5 protein-coding genes are annotated in these 20,414 nt (G+C 37.6%); all 5 read left to right on the top strand.

The annotated features are described in order from the left end of the window. The first annotated feature begins 6 nt into the window (after positions 1-6). The 5 genes from rexB (at position 7) to zmpD (ending at position 20,224) form a co-directional block, all read left to right on the top strand. The gene (rexB, locus tag AC6I9F_RS05400; protein ID WP_498020923.1) at positions 7-3,282 is read left to right on the top strand and encodes an ATP-dependent nuclease subunit B; all 3,276 of its coding nucleotides are present in this window, start codon (positions 7-9) and stop codon (positions 3,280-3,282) included. Continuing rightward, a complete protein-coding gene (gene addA, locus AC6I9F_RS05395; protein ID WP_498020921.1) occupies positions 3,279-6,929 on the top strand; it encodes a helicase-exonuclease AddAB subunit AddA in 3,651 nt (1,216 codons plus the stop codon). The genes rexB and addA overlap by 4 nt, the downstream gene beginning before the upstream one ends. Positions 6,930-6,946: 17 nt before the next feature. After that, on the top strand, positions 6,947-8,125 hold the full coding sequence (locus AC6I9F_RS05390) for a hypothetical protein (protein WP_498020919.1): 1,179 nt from the start codon (positions 6,947-6,949) through the stop codon (positions 8,123-8,125). Between the two features lie 238 nt (positions 8,126-8,363). Further along, a complete protein-coding gene (zmpA, locus tag AC6I9F_RS05385) occupies positions 8,364-14,786 on the top strand; it encodes a zinc metalloprotease A (RefSeq protein WP_498020917.1) in 6,423 nt (2,140 codons plus the stop codon). A 41-nt stretch (positions 14,787-14,827) separates the two neighbouring features. After that, positions 14,828-20,224 carry a zinc metalloprotease D gene (gene zmpD / locus AC6I9F_RS05380; RefSeq protein WP_498020915.1) on the top strand — a complete coding sequence of 1,799 codons (5,397 nt, stop codon included), beginning with the start codon at positions 14,828-14,830 and terminating at the stop codon, positions 20,222-20,224. The last annotated feature ends 190 nt before the right edge of the window (positions 20,225-20,414 follow it).

The raw sequence follows: 20,414 nt of genomic DNA, 5'->3' as shown, positions 1-20,414 counted from the left end.
GCTGAGATGAAATTACTTTATACTGATATTCGGACTTCTTTGACAGAAATTCTAACCAGAGAGGCGGAGGAGTTAGTTGCTGCTGGCAAGCGAGTCTTCTATATCGCTCCTAACTCTCTTTCTTTTGAAAAAGAACGCGCCGTGCTGGAATGCTTGTCCCAGCAGGCTTCTTTTGCGATTACCGTCACGCGCTTTGCTCAGATGGCTCGTTATCTGGTTTTGAACGATTTGCCTGCCAAGACCAGTCTTGATGATATTGGTCTTGGGATGGCTTTTTACAAATGCATTGCCGAACTTGATCCTAAGGACTTACGTGTTTATGGTGCTATCAAGCAGGACCCTCAATTTATCCAGCAGTTGATTGATCTTTATCACGAGATGACCAAGGCTCAGATGAACTTTTTAGACTTGGAGAGTTTGACGGATGAGGACAAGCGATCTGATTTACTCTTGATTTTTGAGAAAGTAACGGCTTATCTCAATCAAGGCCAGTTGGCTCAAGGAAGTCAGTTATCCCACTTGATTGAGGCTATTGTGAATGACAAAGTTAGTAGTGATTTTACTCAAATCGCCTTGGTTATTGATGGATTTACTCGTTTTTCTGCTGAGGAAGAGCGGATTGTGGACCTACTTCACGGCAAGGGTGTTGAGATTGTCATTGGGGCTTATGCTAGTAAGAAAGCCTATACCAGTCCATTCGCTGAAGGCAATCTTTATCAAGCCAGTGTGGAGTTTCTCCATCATCTAGCTTCTAAATACCAAACACCTGCCCAGGATTGTTCTCAAACGCATGAGCAGATGGATAGCTTTGACAAGGCCTCTCGTTTGCTGGAATCTTCTTATGACTTTTCAGAATTAACATTAGATGTCGATGAGAAAGACCGTGAAAACTTACAAATCTGGTCTTGCTTGACGCAAAAGGAGGAGTTGGAGCTAGTAGCCCGTAGCATTCGTCAGAAATTACATGCCAATCCAGACCTGAGTTACAAGCATTTTCGTATTCTCTTGGGGGATGTAGCTTCTTATCAGTTATCTCTCAAAACCATTTTTGACCAGTATCAGATTCCTTTCTATCTTGGTAGAAGCGAATCCATGGCTCATCATCCCTTGACACAGTTTGTCGAGTCTATTTTAGCTTTGAAACGCTATCGTTTCCGTCAGGAGGATTTGATAAACCTTCTTAGAACAGGTTTGTATACCGACCTTAGTCAGGCTGATATTGATGCTTTTGAGCAATATATCCGTTATCTTGGTATCAATGGCTTGCCAGCCTTTCAGCAAATCTTTACCAAATCCCACCATGGAAAATTTAATCTGGAACGTTTAAATGCTCTTCGTCTGCGTATTTTAACACCTCTTGAAACCCTCTTTGCCAGTCGAAAACAAAAGGCTGAAAATCTCTTGCAAAAGTGGAACTCTTTTCTAAAAGAAGGAGCTGTGACCAAGCAGTTACAAGATTTGACAGCCACTATGGAAATTCTTGAACAGGGAAGACAGGACGAAGTTTGGAAGGCATTCTGCCATGTTTTAGAACAATTTGCGACTGTTTTTGCTGGTTCACAGGTTAGTCTAGAGGACTTCCTAGCCTTGCTCCATTCTGGAATGAGCCTATCTCAGTACCGTACCATTCCAGCAACAGTGGACACCGTTCTGGTGCAGAGTTACGATTTGATTGCACCACTGACTGCTGACTTTGTCTATGCCATTGGGCTGACTCAGGACAATTTACCAAAAATTGCGCAAAACACTAGTCTTTTGACAGATGAAGAAAGGCAAAACCTAAACCAAGCGACAGAAGAGGGGAGTCAATTGCTGATTGCCAGCAGTGAAAACCTCAAGAAAAATCGCTATACTATGCTTTCTTTGGTCAATTCTGCTCGTAAAGAGTTAATCTTGTCAGCTCCAAGCCTTTTTAACGAAAGTGAAAGTAAGGAGTCAGCCTATCTTCAAGAACTGGTCCATTTTGGATTTAGTCGGAAAGAGAAGAGGATGAATCACAAGGGGCTGTCTAAGGAGGATATGGGGTCATACCATAGTCTTTTGTCTAGTCTGGTTGCCTATCATCAGCAGGGCGAGATGAGTGAGACTGAGCAAGATTTGACCTTTGTTAAGGTTCTGGCGCGTGTCATGGGTAAAAAACTAGACCAGCAAGGTCTGGAAAATCCAGCCCTCCCAACCAGTCCAAGCAGTAAGCAGTTGGCTAAGGACACCTTACAAGCTCTCTATCCTGCTGATCAGGAGTTTTATCTGTCTACATCTGGTTTGACGGAGTTTTACCGAAACCAATACAGTTATTTCCTCCGCTACGTTTTAGGCTTGCAAGAAGAATTACGCCTGCGTCCTGATGCTCGCAGTCACGGAAATTTCTTGCACCGCATTTTTGAACGTGCCCTGCAGTTGCCTAACGAAGATTCCTTTGACAAACGTCTAGAACAAGCTATCCAAGAAACCAGTCAAGAACGCGAATTTGAAGCCATTTATCAAGAAAGTTTGGAAGCTCAGTTTACCAAGGAGGTTCTACTTGATGTTGCACGGACGACTGGATATATTCTCCGACAGAATCCAGTCATCGAAACCATCAAAGAGGAAGCGAATTTCGGTGAAAAAGAGCAGGCCTTTATTCAATTGGACAGTGGGCGCAGTGTCTTTGTACGAGGTAAGGTTGACCGCATTGACCGTTTGAAAGCTGATGGAGCGATAGGAGTAGTAGACTACAAGTCTAGTCTGACCCAGTTCCAGTTTCCTCATTTCTTTAATGGGCTCAATTCCCAACTGCCAACCTATCTAGCTGCCTTAAAAAGAGAAGGGGAGCAGAACTTTTTCGGCGCTATGTACTTGGAAATGGCTGAACCTGTTCAATCTCTGATGGCCGTTAAAAGTCTGGCAGGTGCAGTAGTAGAAGCCAGCAAGTCTATGAAATACCAAGGACTCTTTTTAGAAAAAGAAAGCAGTCATTTGGGTGAATTTTACAATAAAAATAAGGCCAATCAGCTGACGGATGAGGAATTTCAGATCCTACTGGACTACAATGCCCATCTTTACAAGAAAGCAGCTGAGAAAATTTTAGAAGGTCAGTTCGCCATTAACCCTTATACTGAAAATGGCAGAAGTATTGCACCGTATGTTCAGCAACATCAAGCCATCACAGGATTTGAAGCCAATTACCACTTGGGCCAAGCCCGTTTTCTAGAAAAGTTGGACTTGACTGACGGCAAGCGTCTTGTCGGAGAAAAACTCAAGCAAGCTTGGTTTGAAAAAATAAGAGAGGAGTTGAATCGATGAAGCCTATTCCCTTTTTAACTGAGAAGGAAATTCAAAAATTGCAAGAAGCAGAAGCGAATTCGAGCAAGGAACAAAAGAAAACTGCCGAGCAAATCGAAGCTATCTATACTTCTGGTCAAAATATCCTGGTCTCAGCGTCGGCTGGTTCTGGGAAAACCTTTGTTATGGCAGAGCGTATTCTGGACCAATTAGCGCGTGGTGTCGAAATTTCTCAACTCTTTATCTCAACCTTTACCGTTAAGGCTGCGACTGAACTCAAAGAACGCTTGGAGAAAAAAATCAGCCTGCAAGTCCAAGAAAGCGATGATGTCGACCTCAAACAACACTTGGGACGCCAGTTGGCAGACTTACCCAACGCAGCCATCGGAACCATGGATTCCTTCACACAAAAGTTCCTTGGCAAACATGGCTATCTGCTTGATATTGCGCCTAATTTCAGGATTTTACAAAACCAGAGCGAGCAACTTCTTCTAAAAAACGAAGTCTTTCATGAGGTCTTTGAAGCCCATTACCAAGGTAAACAGAAAGATACCTTTAGTCATTTGCTGAAAAACTTTGCTGGGCGTGGTAAGGATGAACGGGGGCTGCGCCAGCAAGTCTATAAAATTTATGACTTCCTCCAATCCACCAGTAATCCTCTAAAGTGGCTGAGTGAATCTTTCCTCAAAGGCTTTGAAAAAGCTGATTTTAGCAGTGAAAAAGAAAAACTAACTGAACAAATCAAACAAGCCCTTTGGGACTTGGAAAGTTTCTTCCGTTATCATCTAGATAATGATGCCAAAGAATTTGCAAAGGCTGCCTATTTAGAAAATGTTCAGTTAATTCTGGATGAAATTGGCTCCCTAAATCAGGAGTCCGATAGTCAGGCTTATCAGGCAGTGCTTGCGCGTGTTGTCGCCATCTCTAAGGAGAAAAACGGTCGAGCTCTGACTAATGCCAGCCGTAAGGCTGATTTGAAGCCCCTGGCTGATGCCTACAACGAAGAGAGAAAGACCCAGTTTGCTAGGCTAGGACAATTATCAGACCAGATAGCGATTCTCGACTATCAAGAACGTTATCATGGAGACACTTGGAAACTAGCTAAAACCTTCCAATCTTTCATGAGCGATTTTGTAGAGGCTTATCGTCAGAGAAAACGACAGGAAAATGCCTTTGAATTCGCTGATATAAGCCATTACACTATCGAGATTTTAGAGAATTTCTCGCAAGTCCGTGAGGCTTATCAGGAGCGTTTCCACGAAGTCATGGTCGATGAGTATCAGGATACCAATCACATTCAAGAACGGATGCTGGAATTGCTGTCTAATGGCCACAATCGCTTTATGGTGGGGGATATCAAGCAATCTATCTACCGTTTCCGTCAGGCAGACCCGCAGATTTTCAATGAAAAATTTCAACGCTATGCTCAAAATCCACACGAAGGCAAGTTGATTTTGCTTAAAGAAAATTTCCGTAGTAGTTCAGAAGTGCTGTCAGCAACCAATGATGTCTTTGAACGTCTCATGGACCAAGAGGTCGGCGAAATCAACTATGATAACATGCACCAGCTTGTTTTTGCCAATACCAAACTGACTCCCAATCCAGACAACAAGGCAGAATTTCTCCTCTACGACAAGGACGATACAGGTGAGGAAGAAGAGGGGCAGGCAGAAACGAAACTAACAGGCGAAATGCGGCTGGTCATCAAGGAGATTCTTAAACTCCATAAGGAACAAGGTGTTGCCTTTAAAGAAATCGCCCTTCTGACCTCCAGTCGCAGTCGTAATGACCAGATTCTACTCGCCCTGTCTGAGTACGGAATTCCTGTCAAAACTGACGGAGAGCAAAACAATTATCTCCAATCCCTAGAAGTGCAAGTCATGCTGGACACCCTTCGTGTCATTCACAATCCCCTACAAGACTATGCCTTGGTTGCTATTATGAAGTCTCCAATGTTTGGATTTGACGAGGACGAGTTAGCACGTTTATCTCTTCAGAAAGCAGAGGATAAAGTCCACGAAAATCTCTATGAGAAACTGGTCAATGCACAAAAAATGGCAAGTAGTCAAAAAGGCTTGATTCACACAGAGTTAGCTGAGAAACTAAAGCAATTCATAGAAATCTTGGCTTCTTGGCGCCTGTATGCCAAAACCCACTCCCTCTATGACCTGATTTGGAAGATTTACAACGACCGTTTTTATTATGACTATGTTGGAGCCTTGCCAAATGGTCCTGCTAGACAGGCCAATCTCTATGCCCTAGCACTGCGTGCTGATCAATTTGAAAAGAGCAATTTCAAGGGTTTATCACGTTTTATTCGTATGATTGACCAAGTTTTAGAAGCCCAGCACGATCTTGCAAGCGTGGCCGTCGCACCGCCAAAAGATGCAGTAGAGCTCATGACCATCCACAAGAGTAAAGGGCTGGAGTTTCCTTACGTCTTTATCCTCAATATGGATCAAGATTTCAACAAGCAAGACTCTATGTCAGAGGTCATTCTCAGCCGTAAAAATGGACTTGGTGTCAAATATATTGCCAAAATGGAGACAGGAGCAGTGGAAGATCACTATCCTAAAACCATCAAACTCTCCATTCCTAGCCTGACCTATAGGCAGAATGAAGAAGAATTGCAGCTGGCAAGCTATTCAGAACAGATGCGTCTGCTGTATGTTGCCATGACGCGGGCTGAGAAAAAGCTCTATCTTGTCGGCAAGGGTTCTCGTGAAAAGCTGGAAGCCAAGGAATACCCAGCAGCTAAAAATGGGAAACTAAATAGCAACACTAGACTTCAAGCCAAGAATTTTCAAGATTGGATCTGGGCTATCAGCAAAGTATTTTCTAAGGACACTCTCAACTTTAGTTATCGTTTCGTTGGTGAAAATCAGCTGACTAGAGAATCTATCGGAGAGTTGGAAAACAAAAGCCCTCTCCAAGATAGCTCCCAAGCAGACAATCGTCAGTCAGAAACCATTAAAGAAGCTCTTGAAATGCTGAAAGAAGTGGAAGTTTATAATACTCTTCACCGTGCAGCCATTGAACTTCCTAGTGTTCAAACTCCAAGTCAAATCAAGAAATTCTACGAACCAGTTATGGATATGGAAGGTGTCGAAATTGCTGGTCAAGGCCAGTCAGTAGACAAGAAAATTAGCTTTAATTTGCCAGATTTTTCAACCAAAGAAAAGGTAACTGGAGCTGAGATTGGTAGTGCTACCCACGAACTCATGCAGAGAATGGATCTCAGCCAACGACCAACGCTTGCTAGCCTGACAGAAACTCTCAAACAAGTTCAAACCAGACCAGCTGTCAGAGACAAGATCAAGCTTGCTAAAATTCTTGCATTCTTTGACACAGCGCTCGGTCAGGAAATTATCGCTAATACCAACCATCTTTATCGTGAGCAACCTTTTTCCATGCTCAAACGAGACCAAAATAGTCAGGAAGACTTTGTTGTCCGTGGTATTCTTGATGGCTATCTGCTTTATGAGGACAGAATTGTTCTGTTCGACTATAAGACAGACCGCTATGATGAACCAAGTCAACTCATAGACCGTTATCGTGGTCAGTTAGCCCTATACGGAGAGGCTTTATCTCGAGCCTATTCGATTGAAAATATTGAGAAATACTTGATTTTACTAGGTAAAGATGAGGTTCAAGTTGTAAAAGTATAATTTAGAAAGGAGACCTCATGACACTTCCAGTTAGAAAATCCCTGCATGATGCGGTTTTACAGGCTTCAAAAGCGGATACTTGGGAACAAGCTACCAAGGAATGGAATGAAGTTTCCTTGATTTTTAACGGTATCGGCCGTAGCAATTGTGTCTGTGGAAATACCATCAAATACGCTTATGAACTCTTTAACGGTGTCACAGGCCAACGCCTCTTTCCGATAGGTAGCGACTGTGTTCGTCATTTTCATCGATTGACCCTTGACCAGCAACTGGAAGAGGAAGAAAAACTACTCAGAAAGGTTGAAAATCTGACCAGAAAAATCCAGAAAAGGGAAAAAATCAAGGTCAATAAAAGTGACTTTGACGAGCGACTTCTAAAATGGCTCTGGGAAAAAGGTGTTTTTAAACCCAATCGTGGAAATCAGTTCTCACCTGAGAAAGACTACCATCTCTTCCTAGAAGTCTTTCAAGGAGGAAGTTGGACCAAGGCAGAGCCCAAGAAGAAGGCTCGGATGGAAGAAGTTCTTGAAAAGTGTATCAAACCCTTTTTACTTGGAAAACCAGATGACCAACTCTACCTTGTCAAGCTAGGTAAGGAGAAAATTGACTACGAACAAGAACTCCGTATTCAGGCAGAGAAAGAGCGCAAGAAGAGGGATAAAATCGCCAAGCAATATGCAGACAATCTGGTTCTAGCTATGGGCCCAGCAGAGCGTGCTTATCAAGATTACTTTGGCTTTACAGAGACCCTGACTCAAGAAGAACGCAAGTGGGAGAAAATTCTTTTTGGTAAAAATCGGACAGAACGGGCTATCAAGGCCAAACAATACCAAAAAGAGCTGGAAAAAGATCAACGAATTGCCAGTCAAGATCCAATTGAAAGAAAACAGAAGCAGACCTGGCTCCTCAATTCTTACTTTCGTGAACTTCCTGAAGAAAAAGCTCGATTTGCTCGCCTCTTATTAGAATATCGAAAAAGTGGAGAAGTTCCCTTTTCAACTGAATATCTGTCAGATCATCTGCTCGACTTTTTCTATAAAATGAAAGCCTTTGAGTTTGAAATCTCACCAGAACAAGTCCGCGATTTTCTAAAAGAAAGCCTACAGGCAGATCATCTCTCCTCAGCACAGGAAAGCTGGATAGAAGGAATTCTCCTCAATTGCCTCAAACCATTTTTAGAACGATTATTGATATGAGTAACACCTACTGTGGAAATTTCATGGTAGGTGTAATTTTACCCAAAAAAATAATAGGAAGTTGCAAAACTACTGCTTGGTATTTTATATATAAAACAAAGTATGAAAACGCTACTAAATTTTAAGACTTTTCGGTAAATAAAGAGTATAATTAAGGTATACTGCCTTTTTTATATATAATACACTAATATAATAAAGGTCTTTGTAACATTTATAAATTGTATTTCAAGGAGGAATCATGGAAAAGTATTTTGGTGAAAAACAAGAACGTTTTTCATTTAGAAAATTATCAGTAGGACTTGTATCTGCAACGATTTCAAGTTTATTTTTTATGTCTGTATTAGCTAGTTCATCTGTGGATGCTCAAGAGACTAAAGGTGTTCACTATAAATATGTAACAGATTCAGAGCTATCATCAGAAGAAAAGAATCAGCTCGTTTATGATATTCCGACATACGTGGAGAATGATGATGAAACTTATTATCTTGTTTATAAATTAAATTCTCAAAATCAACTGGGAGAATTGCCAAATACTGGAAGCAAGAATGAGATGCAAGCCCTAGTTGCTGGTGCTAGCTTAGCTGCTCTGGGGATTTTAATTTTTGCTGTCTCTAAGAAAAAGGTCAAGAATAAAACGGTATTACATTTAGTATTGGTTGCAGGAATAGGAAATGGTGTCCTAATTTCAGCTCATGCTTTAGAAAATAATCTTTTACTGAATTACAATACGGACTATGAATTGACCTCTGAAGAAAAATTACCTCTTCCTAAAGATATTTCAGGTTACAGATATGTTGGATATATCAAAGAGGGAAACATAACTTCTGAGTCTAAAGTAAATAATCAAGAAAAATCAGCAGCCACTCCTACAAAACAACAAAAGGTGGATTATAGTGTTACACCGAATTTTGTAGACCATCCCAAAGTACAAGATATTCAGGAACAAACACCTGTTTCTTCAACTAAGCCGACAGAAGTTCAAGTAGTTGAAAAACCTCTCTCTACAGAATTAACCGATCCAACAAAAGAAGAGAAACAATCTTCAAATTCTCAATCACAATTAGCAGAACATAAGAATCTAGAAACGAAGAAAGACGAGAAGGTTTCTCCAAAAGAAAAGACTGGGGTAAATACATTAAATCCACAGGATGAAGTTTTATCAGGTCAATTGAACAAACCTGAACTCTTATATCGTGATGAAACTATAGAGACAAAAATAGATTTTCAAGAAGAAATTCAAGAAAATCCTGATTTAGCTGAAGGAACTGTAAGAGTCAAACAAGAAGGTACATTAGGTAAGAAAATTGAAGTCATCAGAATATTCTCTGTAAACAAGGAAGAAGTTTCGCGAGAAATTGTTTCAACTTCAACTACTGCGCCTGTTTCAAGAATAGTTGAAAAAGGTACTAAAAAAGCTCAAATTATAAAGGAACAACCTGAGACTGGTGCAGAATATAAGGACGTACAGTCTGGAGCTATTGTTGAACCCGCAATTCAGCCTGAACTACCAGAGGCAGTCGTAACAGATAAAGGTGAACCGGCAATCCAACCAGCGTTACCCGAAGCTGTAGTAAGCGATAAAGGCGTACCTGAACAGGTAGCACCACTACCAGAATACACAGGTCCACAGTCTGGAGCGATAGTCGAGCCAGAGCAGATAGCACCGCTACCTGAATATACAGGAGTTCAGGCCGGAGCGATAGTTGAACCTGAAAAAGTTGAACCTGAATATGCTGGAGTACAAGCTGGAGCAATAGTAGAACCAGAAAAAGTCGAAGCACCAAGAGAGTACACAGGTCCACAGGCAGGAGCAATAGTAGAACCAGAAAAAGTCGAAGCACCAAGAGAGTACACAGGAGTACAAGCCGGAGCGATAGTAGAACCAGAAAAAGCGGAAGCTCCGAGAGAATATACGGGTATACAAGCTGGAGCAATAGTAGAACCAGAAAAAGTCGAAGCACCAAGAGAGTACACAGGAGTACAAGCCGGAGCGATAGTCGAGCCAGAGAAAGTAGAAGCACCGAAAGAATATACTGGTAAAATCGAACAACCTAGTGCAGAAGATACTAAACCAAATAATGAAAATACTAATACACCAGAAGAAATGAGTATTCAGAAAAAATCTAGTGCATTAATTAATATGAACTTTATTACAGATTCGTCGAAGGTTACTGGAGTAGGATCAGCTACTTTTATTGCACCAAATGTACTTTTAACAGTAGCACATAATTTCATTAATAATTCTACTGATAATACTACGGGCGAATTTAGAGGTGATAAATCTAAAAACGTATATGAGTGGGTGACTCCTGATGGACAAAAAGGAACATTTACTGCTAACAATATTCATTTTTATAATAAAAAAGATTATCCAAAAGGATTTATCTATGATTTAGCAGTGATTAAGCTACCTGAAACAACTGGCAGAGAACATGTAGAATTAGTTAAAAATTATACTAAAGTAAATCTTAATGACAAACTAAATGTTCATGGATATCCAGCTGGGAAATATACGCACTTAAAAGATGCTACGGTAGAAATGGAACAAGAATACGCGAATAACACCTACGGTGTTCAATATCAAGGTGGAAATCCTGGTATGAGTGGTGGAGGAATATTTAATGCTAATGGTGAAGTCATTGGTGTCCACCAAAATGGAGCACAAAATCGCTCAGGCGGATTGATTTTATCTCCTACACAATTAGCTTGGATTAAGAGCATTATAGCAGGTAATGAAATTACCCCAGTATACGATAAACTTTATCGTCATAAAGATGAGAAAAAAGATGACGCTAAAGATGAAAAAGAAGTTATTAAGAAATTAGAACTTAGAAATATATCTTCTGTAGAACTATATTCAAAAGATGGTAATAAGTATCGACATGTAACTTCACTTGCTTCTTTACCAAGTAATGCAGAAAATTACTTTATGAAAGTTAAATCAGAGAACTTTAAAGATGTGATGCTACCAGTTACAAGCATTACTAATGATACTAAAGATAATAGAGATGTTTATAAGATAGTAGCGAGTGCAAATAATCTGATACATCATGAAAATAATAATGTACTAGAAAATTATACTTACTATTTACCAAAAACTCAGCAAAGTGAAACTGGTGTCTATACATCATTTAAAAATTTAGTAGATGCAATGAATAGCAATCCTAATGGCACATTCCGTTTAGGTGCAACTATGGATGCTCGTGAAGTTGAACTTCCAGATGGTCAAGAAAGTTATGTGAATAATGTATTCCATGGAACATTAGTAGGAACAAATAATGAGAAATATTACGCTATTTATAATTTGAAAAAACCATTATTTGGAGGATTAAATGGTGCTACAGTAGAAAAACTTTCACTAAAAGATGTCAATATTTCAGCAAAAGAAGATGCTGCAACACTTGCAAAAGAAGCGAATAGCAATACCCATATTGATAATGTTCATGCTGATGGAGCAATAGCTGGGGAACATGGAATTGGAGGATTAGTATCACAAGTTAATAATTCTACTATTTCTAACAGTAGCTATACAGGTAGAATAACTAATACATATAAAACAGTTGCTAGTTATCAAATCGGAGGTTTAGTAGGTAAACTTTCTGGTTCGAGGGGATTAATAGATAAGTCGTTCGCATCAATTGATTTAGCATCAAACGCAACTAAAGGGGATCAATCTATTGGTGGAATTGTTGGTGCAGTAGAAGATAGTGCACTAATTAGTAATAGTTATGCTGAAGGAAATCTTAATAATGTGCAACGTTTTGCAAACGTTGGTGGAGTAGTTGGTAATCTTTGGGATCCAGCTGGAGGATTAGAAAAATCTGGTCGACTTTCTAATGTACTAAGCGACGTTAATGTTACAAACGGTAATGCTATAACTGGAAAAGATTTCACTAACATGAAAGCAAATCATGTGTATAGCAACAAAAATAATAAGGTTGTAAACGTAGTACAAGAAGATGATGAAATCTTAACTAAGGATTCTGATGTTCAAAGAGGAGAAGTATTAGAAGACGCACAAATTAGAGAGAAAAAAGCTGCTTTTGTATCTAAAAATACTACTAAAACAGAAGATTTTAACTTCTCTTCTAGATATGTAACTGACTATAGAAGTCTTGAGAATGCTGATTCATCAAAAGAAAAAGTATATAAAAATATAGAAAAACTATTACCATTCTATAATAGAGAAACAATAGTTAAGTACGGAAATTTAGTAGAGGCAAGTAGTAACCTTTATAATAAGGAATTATTGTCAGTAGTTCCTATGAAAGATAATGAAGTAATTAGTGATATTAACAAAAACAAAGAAAGTATAAATAAACTGTTACTATATTACGCGGACAATACATCAGAGACAAAAAATATAGAATATCAAAGTGATTTTTCAAGTGTAGCAGAGTATAGAATAGGCGGTACAAATTTAATTTACACACCGAATACATTACTTCGCAATTATAATAATATTTTAGGAGAAGTTTTACCAGCATTAAATAGTGTAGAATATAAATCAGAGGCAATTAGAAAAGTATTAGATGTTTCTAAGGATGTTAGTTTAACGGAGTTATATTTAGAAGAACAATTCAATACCACAAAAACTAATTTGAAAGATAGTTTGACAAAACTTCTTACTTCAGATGCTGCAATAGCTGAAAATAATAATAAGATAATAGATAATTATGTAATCGAAAAAATTAAAAATAATAAAGAAGCTCTACTTCTAGGATTAACATACTTAGAGCGTTGGTATAATTTCAAATATGGTGAAACAAAAGCGAAAGATTTAGTCATGTACCACTTGGATTTCTTCGGTAAATCAAATAGTTCAGCGTTAGATAATGTTATCGAATTAGGTAAATCTGGATATAATAATTTACTAGCGAAAAATAATGTTATAACTTATAACGTTTTATTAGCGAAAAATTATAAAACTAATAATTTATTTGATGCATTAGAAAAATATAGAAAAGCTTTTGTACCAGATAAAACAAATAATGAGTGGTTTAAAGAACAAACTAAAGCTTATATAGTAGAAGAAAAATCTACAATTAAAGAGGTAAGTGATAAGCAATCAATAGCTGGTAGTCCATATTCAATTGGAGTATATGATAGATTAACTAGCCCATCTTGGAAATACCCAAGTATGGTCTTGCCGCTATTAACATTACCTGAAAAATCGGTGTTTATGATTGCGAACATTTCGACTATAGGATTTGGGACTTATGATAGATATAGAAGTAAAGAACATCCAGCAGGAACTAATTTAAATGACTATGTTGAGACAAAAGCTAAAGAAGCGGCAGCTAGATTTAGAGATCACTATGATTATTGGTATAAAATATTAGATGATAAAAATAAAGAAAAATTATATAGAAGTGTTCTAGTCTATGATGCATTTAGATTTGGAAATGATAAAGATAATAAGATACAAGAAGCTAATTTTGAAACTAATCATCCAGCGATAAAACATTTCTTCGGTCCAGCGGGAAATAATGTTGTTCATAATTCTAATGGAGCCTACGCTACAGGGGATGCATTCTATTATATGGCATATCGTATGCTTGATAAAGATGGTGCGGTAACTTATACACATGAAATGACACATAACTCAGATCGAGAAATTTATCTTGGAGGCTATGGAAGACGAAATGGACTTGGACCAGAGTTTTATGCTAAAGGATTGTTACAAGCTCCTGATCATCCTGATGATCCTACTATTACGATTAACTCTATATTGAAGTATGAAAAATCAGAAGATCCAACTAGACTTCAGGTAAAAGATCCTACAAAACGATTTAATAATGCAGAAGACTTGCAAAAATATATGCATAATCTGTTTGATGTAATTTATATGCTAGAATATCTAGAAGGTAATGCAGTTGTTAACTTAGATATTTCTAAGAAAAATGAGTTGTTGAGAAAAATAGAAAATAAATTTGAACCGGATCCAGACGGAAGTAAAGTATATGCAACTAATACTATTCGTTACTTAAATGAAAGTGAACTTAGCAAATTAACGACATTTAATAGTCTAATTGAAAATGATGTTATTACAAGAAGAGGATATGAAAATGACAATGATAATACCTTTAAACGAAATGGCTATTATACAATTAAACTATTTTCACCAATATATTCAGCTTTAAGTAATAATGAAGGAACGCCGGGTGATTTAATGGGACGTCGTATGGCGTTTGAATTGTTAGCTGCAAAAGGATTTAAAGATGGAATGGTACCATATATTTCTAATCAATACGCAGAAGAAGCGAAAGCTAAAGGTAAAGTGATTAAGTCATATGGTAAGGAAGTTGGTAATGTAACTGATGAGTTAGTACTTCAAAAAATATTTAATAATAGTTACTCATCTTGGGTAGACTTTAAAAAAGCAATGTATGAAGAGCGAAAAGCTAAATTTAATAAATTAATGAGCATTAGCTTCGATAACCCAAATGGAAATTGGTTCAGAAAAGATAGAGTGACAATAAAAAATATAGAAGAGCTTCAAAGTATGATAACTGCTGCTGTCAAAGCTGATGCAGAGGATGAACGTGTAAATATTTATCCTGAATATAGTAGAGTTCTTAAACTGAAAAAAGCGATCTTTAAAGCTTATCTTGACCAAACCGGTGATTTTAGAAGTTCAATTTTTGAGAATAAAAAATAGTGTTTACTATTAGGAAATAAAATTAAAGAAGGTGATTACGCTTGTCATTATTTAAAAAAGAACGATTTTCGATCCGAAAAATCTGTGGGATTGTTGGTTCGGTATTACTCGGAAGTATCTTGGTTGCACCGTCAATCATTCATGCTTCTACCTATCATTACATTGAAAAAAGCTCTCTTACACAAGAAGAACAAACAAAGATTCAGGCAGGAATTCCTACTGATAATGAGAAAATTTATGCTCTTATTTATCAGCAGGAAACTCTTCCTGCAACAGGTTCATCGACTTCTGTGCTTACAGCTTTAGGTCTATTAGCTATTGGTAGTTTAGTTCTTTTAGTTCATAAAAAGAAAAAAGTTGCTAGTCTGTTCTTAGTTACTACGATTGGACTAATCGGTCTTTCTAGCATACAAGCACTCGATATAAGCAATCCTTTGAAAGCTCCAAGTAATGAAGGAGTAGTTCAAATTGCTGGATATCGTTATATTGGATACCTACCCCTTAATGATGATGCAATTTCAGAAATTCAACATAAGGATGAGGGGACAAAAAATGTTCCAGTATCTGAAATTCAAAGTGTTCATAATGAAGCGCCTAAAGCAGAAAAACCTAAAAATCCAGAGTCTGTAAGCACCGTTCCAAACGAGACAACTAAATCAGAGAAGCCTGACTATACGCAACCAATAGGAGCAAACCTTGTAGAGCCAGAAGTTCATGAGAAACCAGAATATACAGCTCCAATTGGCGGTAATTTAGTTGAACCAGCAGTTCATGAAAAACCAGCATACACTGAACCTGTAGGTACTGTTCCAGATGAAGCGCCTAAGTCTGAGAAGCCAGAGTACACAGCTCCTGTAGGTACAGTTCCAGATAAAGCGCCTAAAACTGAGAAACCAGAAACTGAGCCAGTAGGTACAACAGAAGTGGATGAAAATGGAAACTTGATTGAACCACCTGTTAGCGAAAAACCAGCATACACGGAAGCAGTAGGTGCAACAGGAGTGGATGAAAAAGGAAACTTACTTGAACCACCTGTTAGCGACATTCCAGAGTATACTGAACCAATATCTACCGTTTCAGAAGTTGCATCAGAAAGAGAAGAGTTGCCTTCTTTACATACCGATATTCGGACAGAGACTATTCCCAAAACCACTATAGAAGAATCTGATCCTAGCAAATTTATAGGCGATGATTCTGTTAAACAAGTTGGTGAGGATGGCGAACGTCAAATTGTTACTAGCTATGAAGAGTTACATGGTAAAAAAATTAGTGAACCAGTTGAAACAGTAACTATTTTGAAAGAAATGAAGCCTGAAATTCTTGTAAAAGGTACAAAAGAAAAGCCTAAAGAAAAAACGGCTCCTGTTTTGACTTTGGAGCAAACAGATACAAATGTATTAGACCGCTCCGCAAATCTTTCTTATCATTTGGTTAATACAGATGGAGTCAAGATCAATAAAATTACTGCGACAATTAAAGATGGAAATGAAATTGTCAAAACAGTAGATTTAACTTCAGAGCAATTAGATAAGCAGGTAGAAGATTTAAAATTCTACAAGGACTATAAGATAGAAACCACTATGACCTATGACCGTGGTAAGGGAGAAGAAACTGCAACATTAGAAGAGAAACCACTTCGCTTGGATTTGAAAAAAGTTGAAATTAAAAATATCGCATCTACTAATTTAGTGAAGGTAAATGACGATGGTACTGAAATACCTAGTGATTTCATGACTGAAAAACCTTCAGATGAAGATGTGAAGAAAATGTACTTAAAAATTACTAGTCGTGATAATAAAGTAACACGTTTAGCAGTTGATAAGATTGAGTTAGTAACTGAAAAAGAAAAAGAACTTTATAAAATTACAGCAACCGCTCAAGATTTAATTCAACATGTTGATCCATCTAAGACTAGAAATGAATACATTCATTACATTGAAAAACCAGTTCCAAAAGTTGATAACGTTTATTATAACTTTAAAGAATTGGTAGATGCTATGAATGCTGATAAAAACGGTACATTTAAAATCGGTGCAGATTTGAATGCAGAAAATGTACCAACGCCTAATAAAGAATATGTACCTGGGACATTTAGAGGTACATTGACCAGTGTAGAAGGTAACCAGTATTCAATTCATAACATGAAACGTCAATTATTCGGTGGTATCGAAGGTGGTTCAGTTAAAAATATTAACTTAGCAAACGTTAATATCAATATGCCTTGGATTAATGATATTTCAGCACTTGCTAAGACTGTTAAAAATGCGACAGTTGAGAATATCAAGGTTACTGGTAGCATTCTTGGAAACAATAGTATTGCTGGTATTGTTAATAAGATTGATCGTGGTGGCCTGTTAAGAAATGTAGCATTTATCGGTAAATTGCAGGCTGTTGGTGATCGTGATTGGAATTTAGCTGGTATTGCTGGTGAAATTTGGAAAGGTAACTTAGATAGAGCATATGCTGATGTAACAATCACAGGTAAACGAGCTAGAGCTGCTGGACTTGTTGCGAAATCTGATAATGGTATGGATAATTTCACTGTAGGAAAAGAGGGCTCTGTTCGTCATTCAGTTGCTAAAGGTACAATTGACATTGATAATCCAGTTGATGTTGGTGGGTTTATCAGTTCTAACTGGGTATTAGGGCAAATTGAAGATAACGTATCAATGGTGAAAGTTTCTAAAGGTGAGATCTTCTATGGTTCAAGAAATATAGATGACGAAGGTGGTTACTTCTCAGGTAATAGACTTGAAAATGATTTCGTTGTTCGTGATATGAGTACAGGAACCTCTTCATATCAACGTTCTAAACGTGTTAAAGAAATTAGTTTAGAAGAAGCTAATAAGAAAATTAAAGGGTACAATATAACAGCTAGTGGATTTGAAATTAGTGCTCTTCCTGAAGATATGCTTAACCGTACAGCACCAAAATCAGAGGAATACAAATCAACTCAAGACTACAAATCCGAACGTGATTTAGCTTATCGTAATATTGAGAAACTTCAACCATTTTATAATAAAGAATGGATTGTCAACCAAGGTAACAAACTTGCAGAAGATTCAAACTTAGCTAAGAAAGAAGTCCTTTCTGTTACGGGGATGAAGGATGGTCAATTCGTGACCGATTTATCAGATATTGATAAAATAATGATTCACTATGCAGATGGCACTAAAGAAGAAATGGTGGTCACACTCAAGGATTCTAAAGTCCAACAAGTGCGTGAATATAGCGTATCTGGTCTTGGTGATGTTGTTTATACACCGAATATGGTTGTTAAAAATCGAGACAAACTGATTGCAGATGTGAAAGAGAAGTTATCTTCAGTCACATACGATTCGCAAGATGTTCGTAAAATTATTGGAAATCCAGCTGATTTGTATCTAGAAGAAAGCTTTACTGACGTCAAAGACAATCTTGATAAATTTGTGAAAGCTTTAGTCGAAAATGAAGATCATCAATTGAATAGTGACGAAGCTGCGATGAAAGCACTTGTGAAGAAAATTGACGATAATAAAGCGAAAATTATGATGGCTCTATCTTACTTGAACCGTTACTATAACATTAAGTATACTGACAACAGTATGAGTATCAAAGACATTATGATATTTAAACCTGACTTCTACGGTAAAACACCAAGTGTGTTAGATCGCTTGATTAACATCGGGTCTAGCGAGAAGAACTTAAAGGGTGACCGAACTCAGGATGCTTATCGTGAAATCATTGCAAGTAATACTGGTAAAGGTAGTCTTCGTAACTTCCTAGAATACAACATGCGTTTGTTTACAGAAGATAAAGACATCAATGATTGGTTTATCCACTCAGCTAAGAATGTTTATGTTTCAGAACCTAAAACTACAAATCCTGACTTTGTCAATAAACGTCATAGAGTCTTTGATGGTTTAGATAACGGTGTTCATGGTCGTATGATTTTACCACTTCTAACGCTTAAAGATGCCCATATGTTCTTAATTTCAACATATAACACGATGGCGTACAGTTCATTTGAGAAATATGGAAAACATACAGAAGAAGCTCGTAATGAGTTCAAAACTAAGATTGATGAAGTTGCACATGCTCAACAAACTTATTTAGATTTCTGGTCACGTTTATCATTATCTAATGTTCGTGATAGACTTCTTAAGAGTCAAAATATGGTACCGACACCAGTTTGGGATAACCAGACCTACAATGGTTCTCCTGTAGGTCGTCGAGGATTTGACAGTAAAGGTAACCCTATAGCTCCAATTCGTGAATTATATGGTCCAACATGGCGACACCATGATAGAGACTGGCGTATGGGCGCTATGGCATCAATATTCCCTAATCCAAATAATGATGACAAGGTCTTGTTTATGGTGACGGATATGATTAGCCCATTTGGTATTTCAGCCTTTACTCACGAAACAACACACGTAAACGATAGAATGCTTTACTTCGGTGGTCATAAGCATCGTCAAGGTACAGACGTTGAAGCCTATGCACAAGGTATGCTGCAAACACCTGACAGCTCAACGACTAATGGTGAATACGGCGCACTTGGAATTAACATGGCTTACCATCGTCCAAATGATGGTAACCAATGGTACAACCCAGATCCTGACAAATTAAAGACACGTGATGACATTGACCGCTACATGAGAAACTACAATGAAGCTATGATGTTGCTTGATCATGTAGAAGCTGATGCTGTACTTCCTAAAATTAAAGGAGACAATAGTAAGTGGTTCAAGAAGATTGACAAAGAAATGCGCTCTAAGATTCAGTATAATGATCTTTTAGGTCCAAACCAATGGGATAGTGTCCGTGATTTGAAAGATGAAGAAAAGGTAATGACTTTATCTAGCGTCAATGATTTAGTGGATAATAACTTCATGACAAAACATGGAAATCCAGGTAATGGACGTTATAGACCAGAAGATTTTACACCAAACTCAGCTTACGTAAATGTCAATATGATGGCTGGTATTTACGGTGGAAATACGAGTGATGGTGCACCTGGTTCATTATCATTTAAGCATAATGCTTTCCGTATGTGGGGCTATTATGGTTATGAAAATGGCTTTATCAGTTATGTATCCAATAAATACAAAACAGAAGCAGATAAAAACAACCATGGTTTACTAAGCGATAAGCTAATAATTAATAAAGTATCGCAAGGAAACTTTAAAACCCTTGAAGAGTGGAAGAGACATTGGTACGGGGAAATTCTTGTTAAAGCTAAGAAAGGTTTTGAGGCTATCGATATTGATGGAACCCATATTAGCAACTATGATGAGTTACGCACTTTATTTGATAAAGCAGTTCGCAAAGATCTGGAGGGAATGTCAGATCCGAAAATTAAAGATCATTTCAAAAATACAGTGGACTTGAAATCTAAAGTATTCAAAGCCCTACTAAAAAATACAGATGGTTTCTTTAATCCTTTGTTTAAATGAATATAACAAATTGCTACTTAATATGATGTTGGGCAAAAACTAGCTTCAAAATAAAACCACACAGTGATAATTTCAGTTTTATACTCAATTAAGCTGAAAGAAACATTGTGTGGTTTTTGAATGGTTAGCGTTTTATATAATAAATTGAAGTTGGAATAGTACGCTATGATTGCTAAAAAATTTCTAGAAA

Source organism: Streptococcus nakanonensis (genome assembly GCF_059738785.1).
The sequence above is the reverse complement of the archived record's forward strand: the minus strand, read 5'-3'. Positions and strand labels throughout refer to the sequence as shown.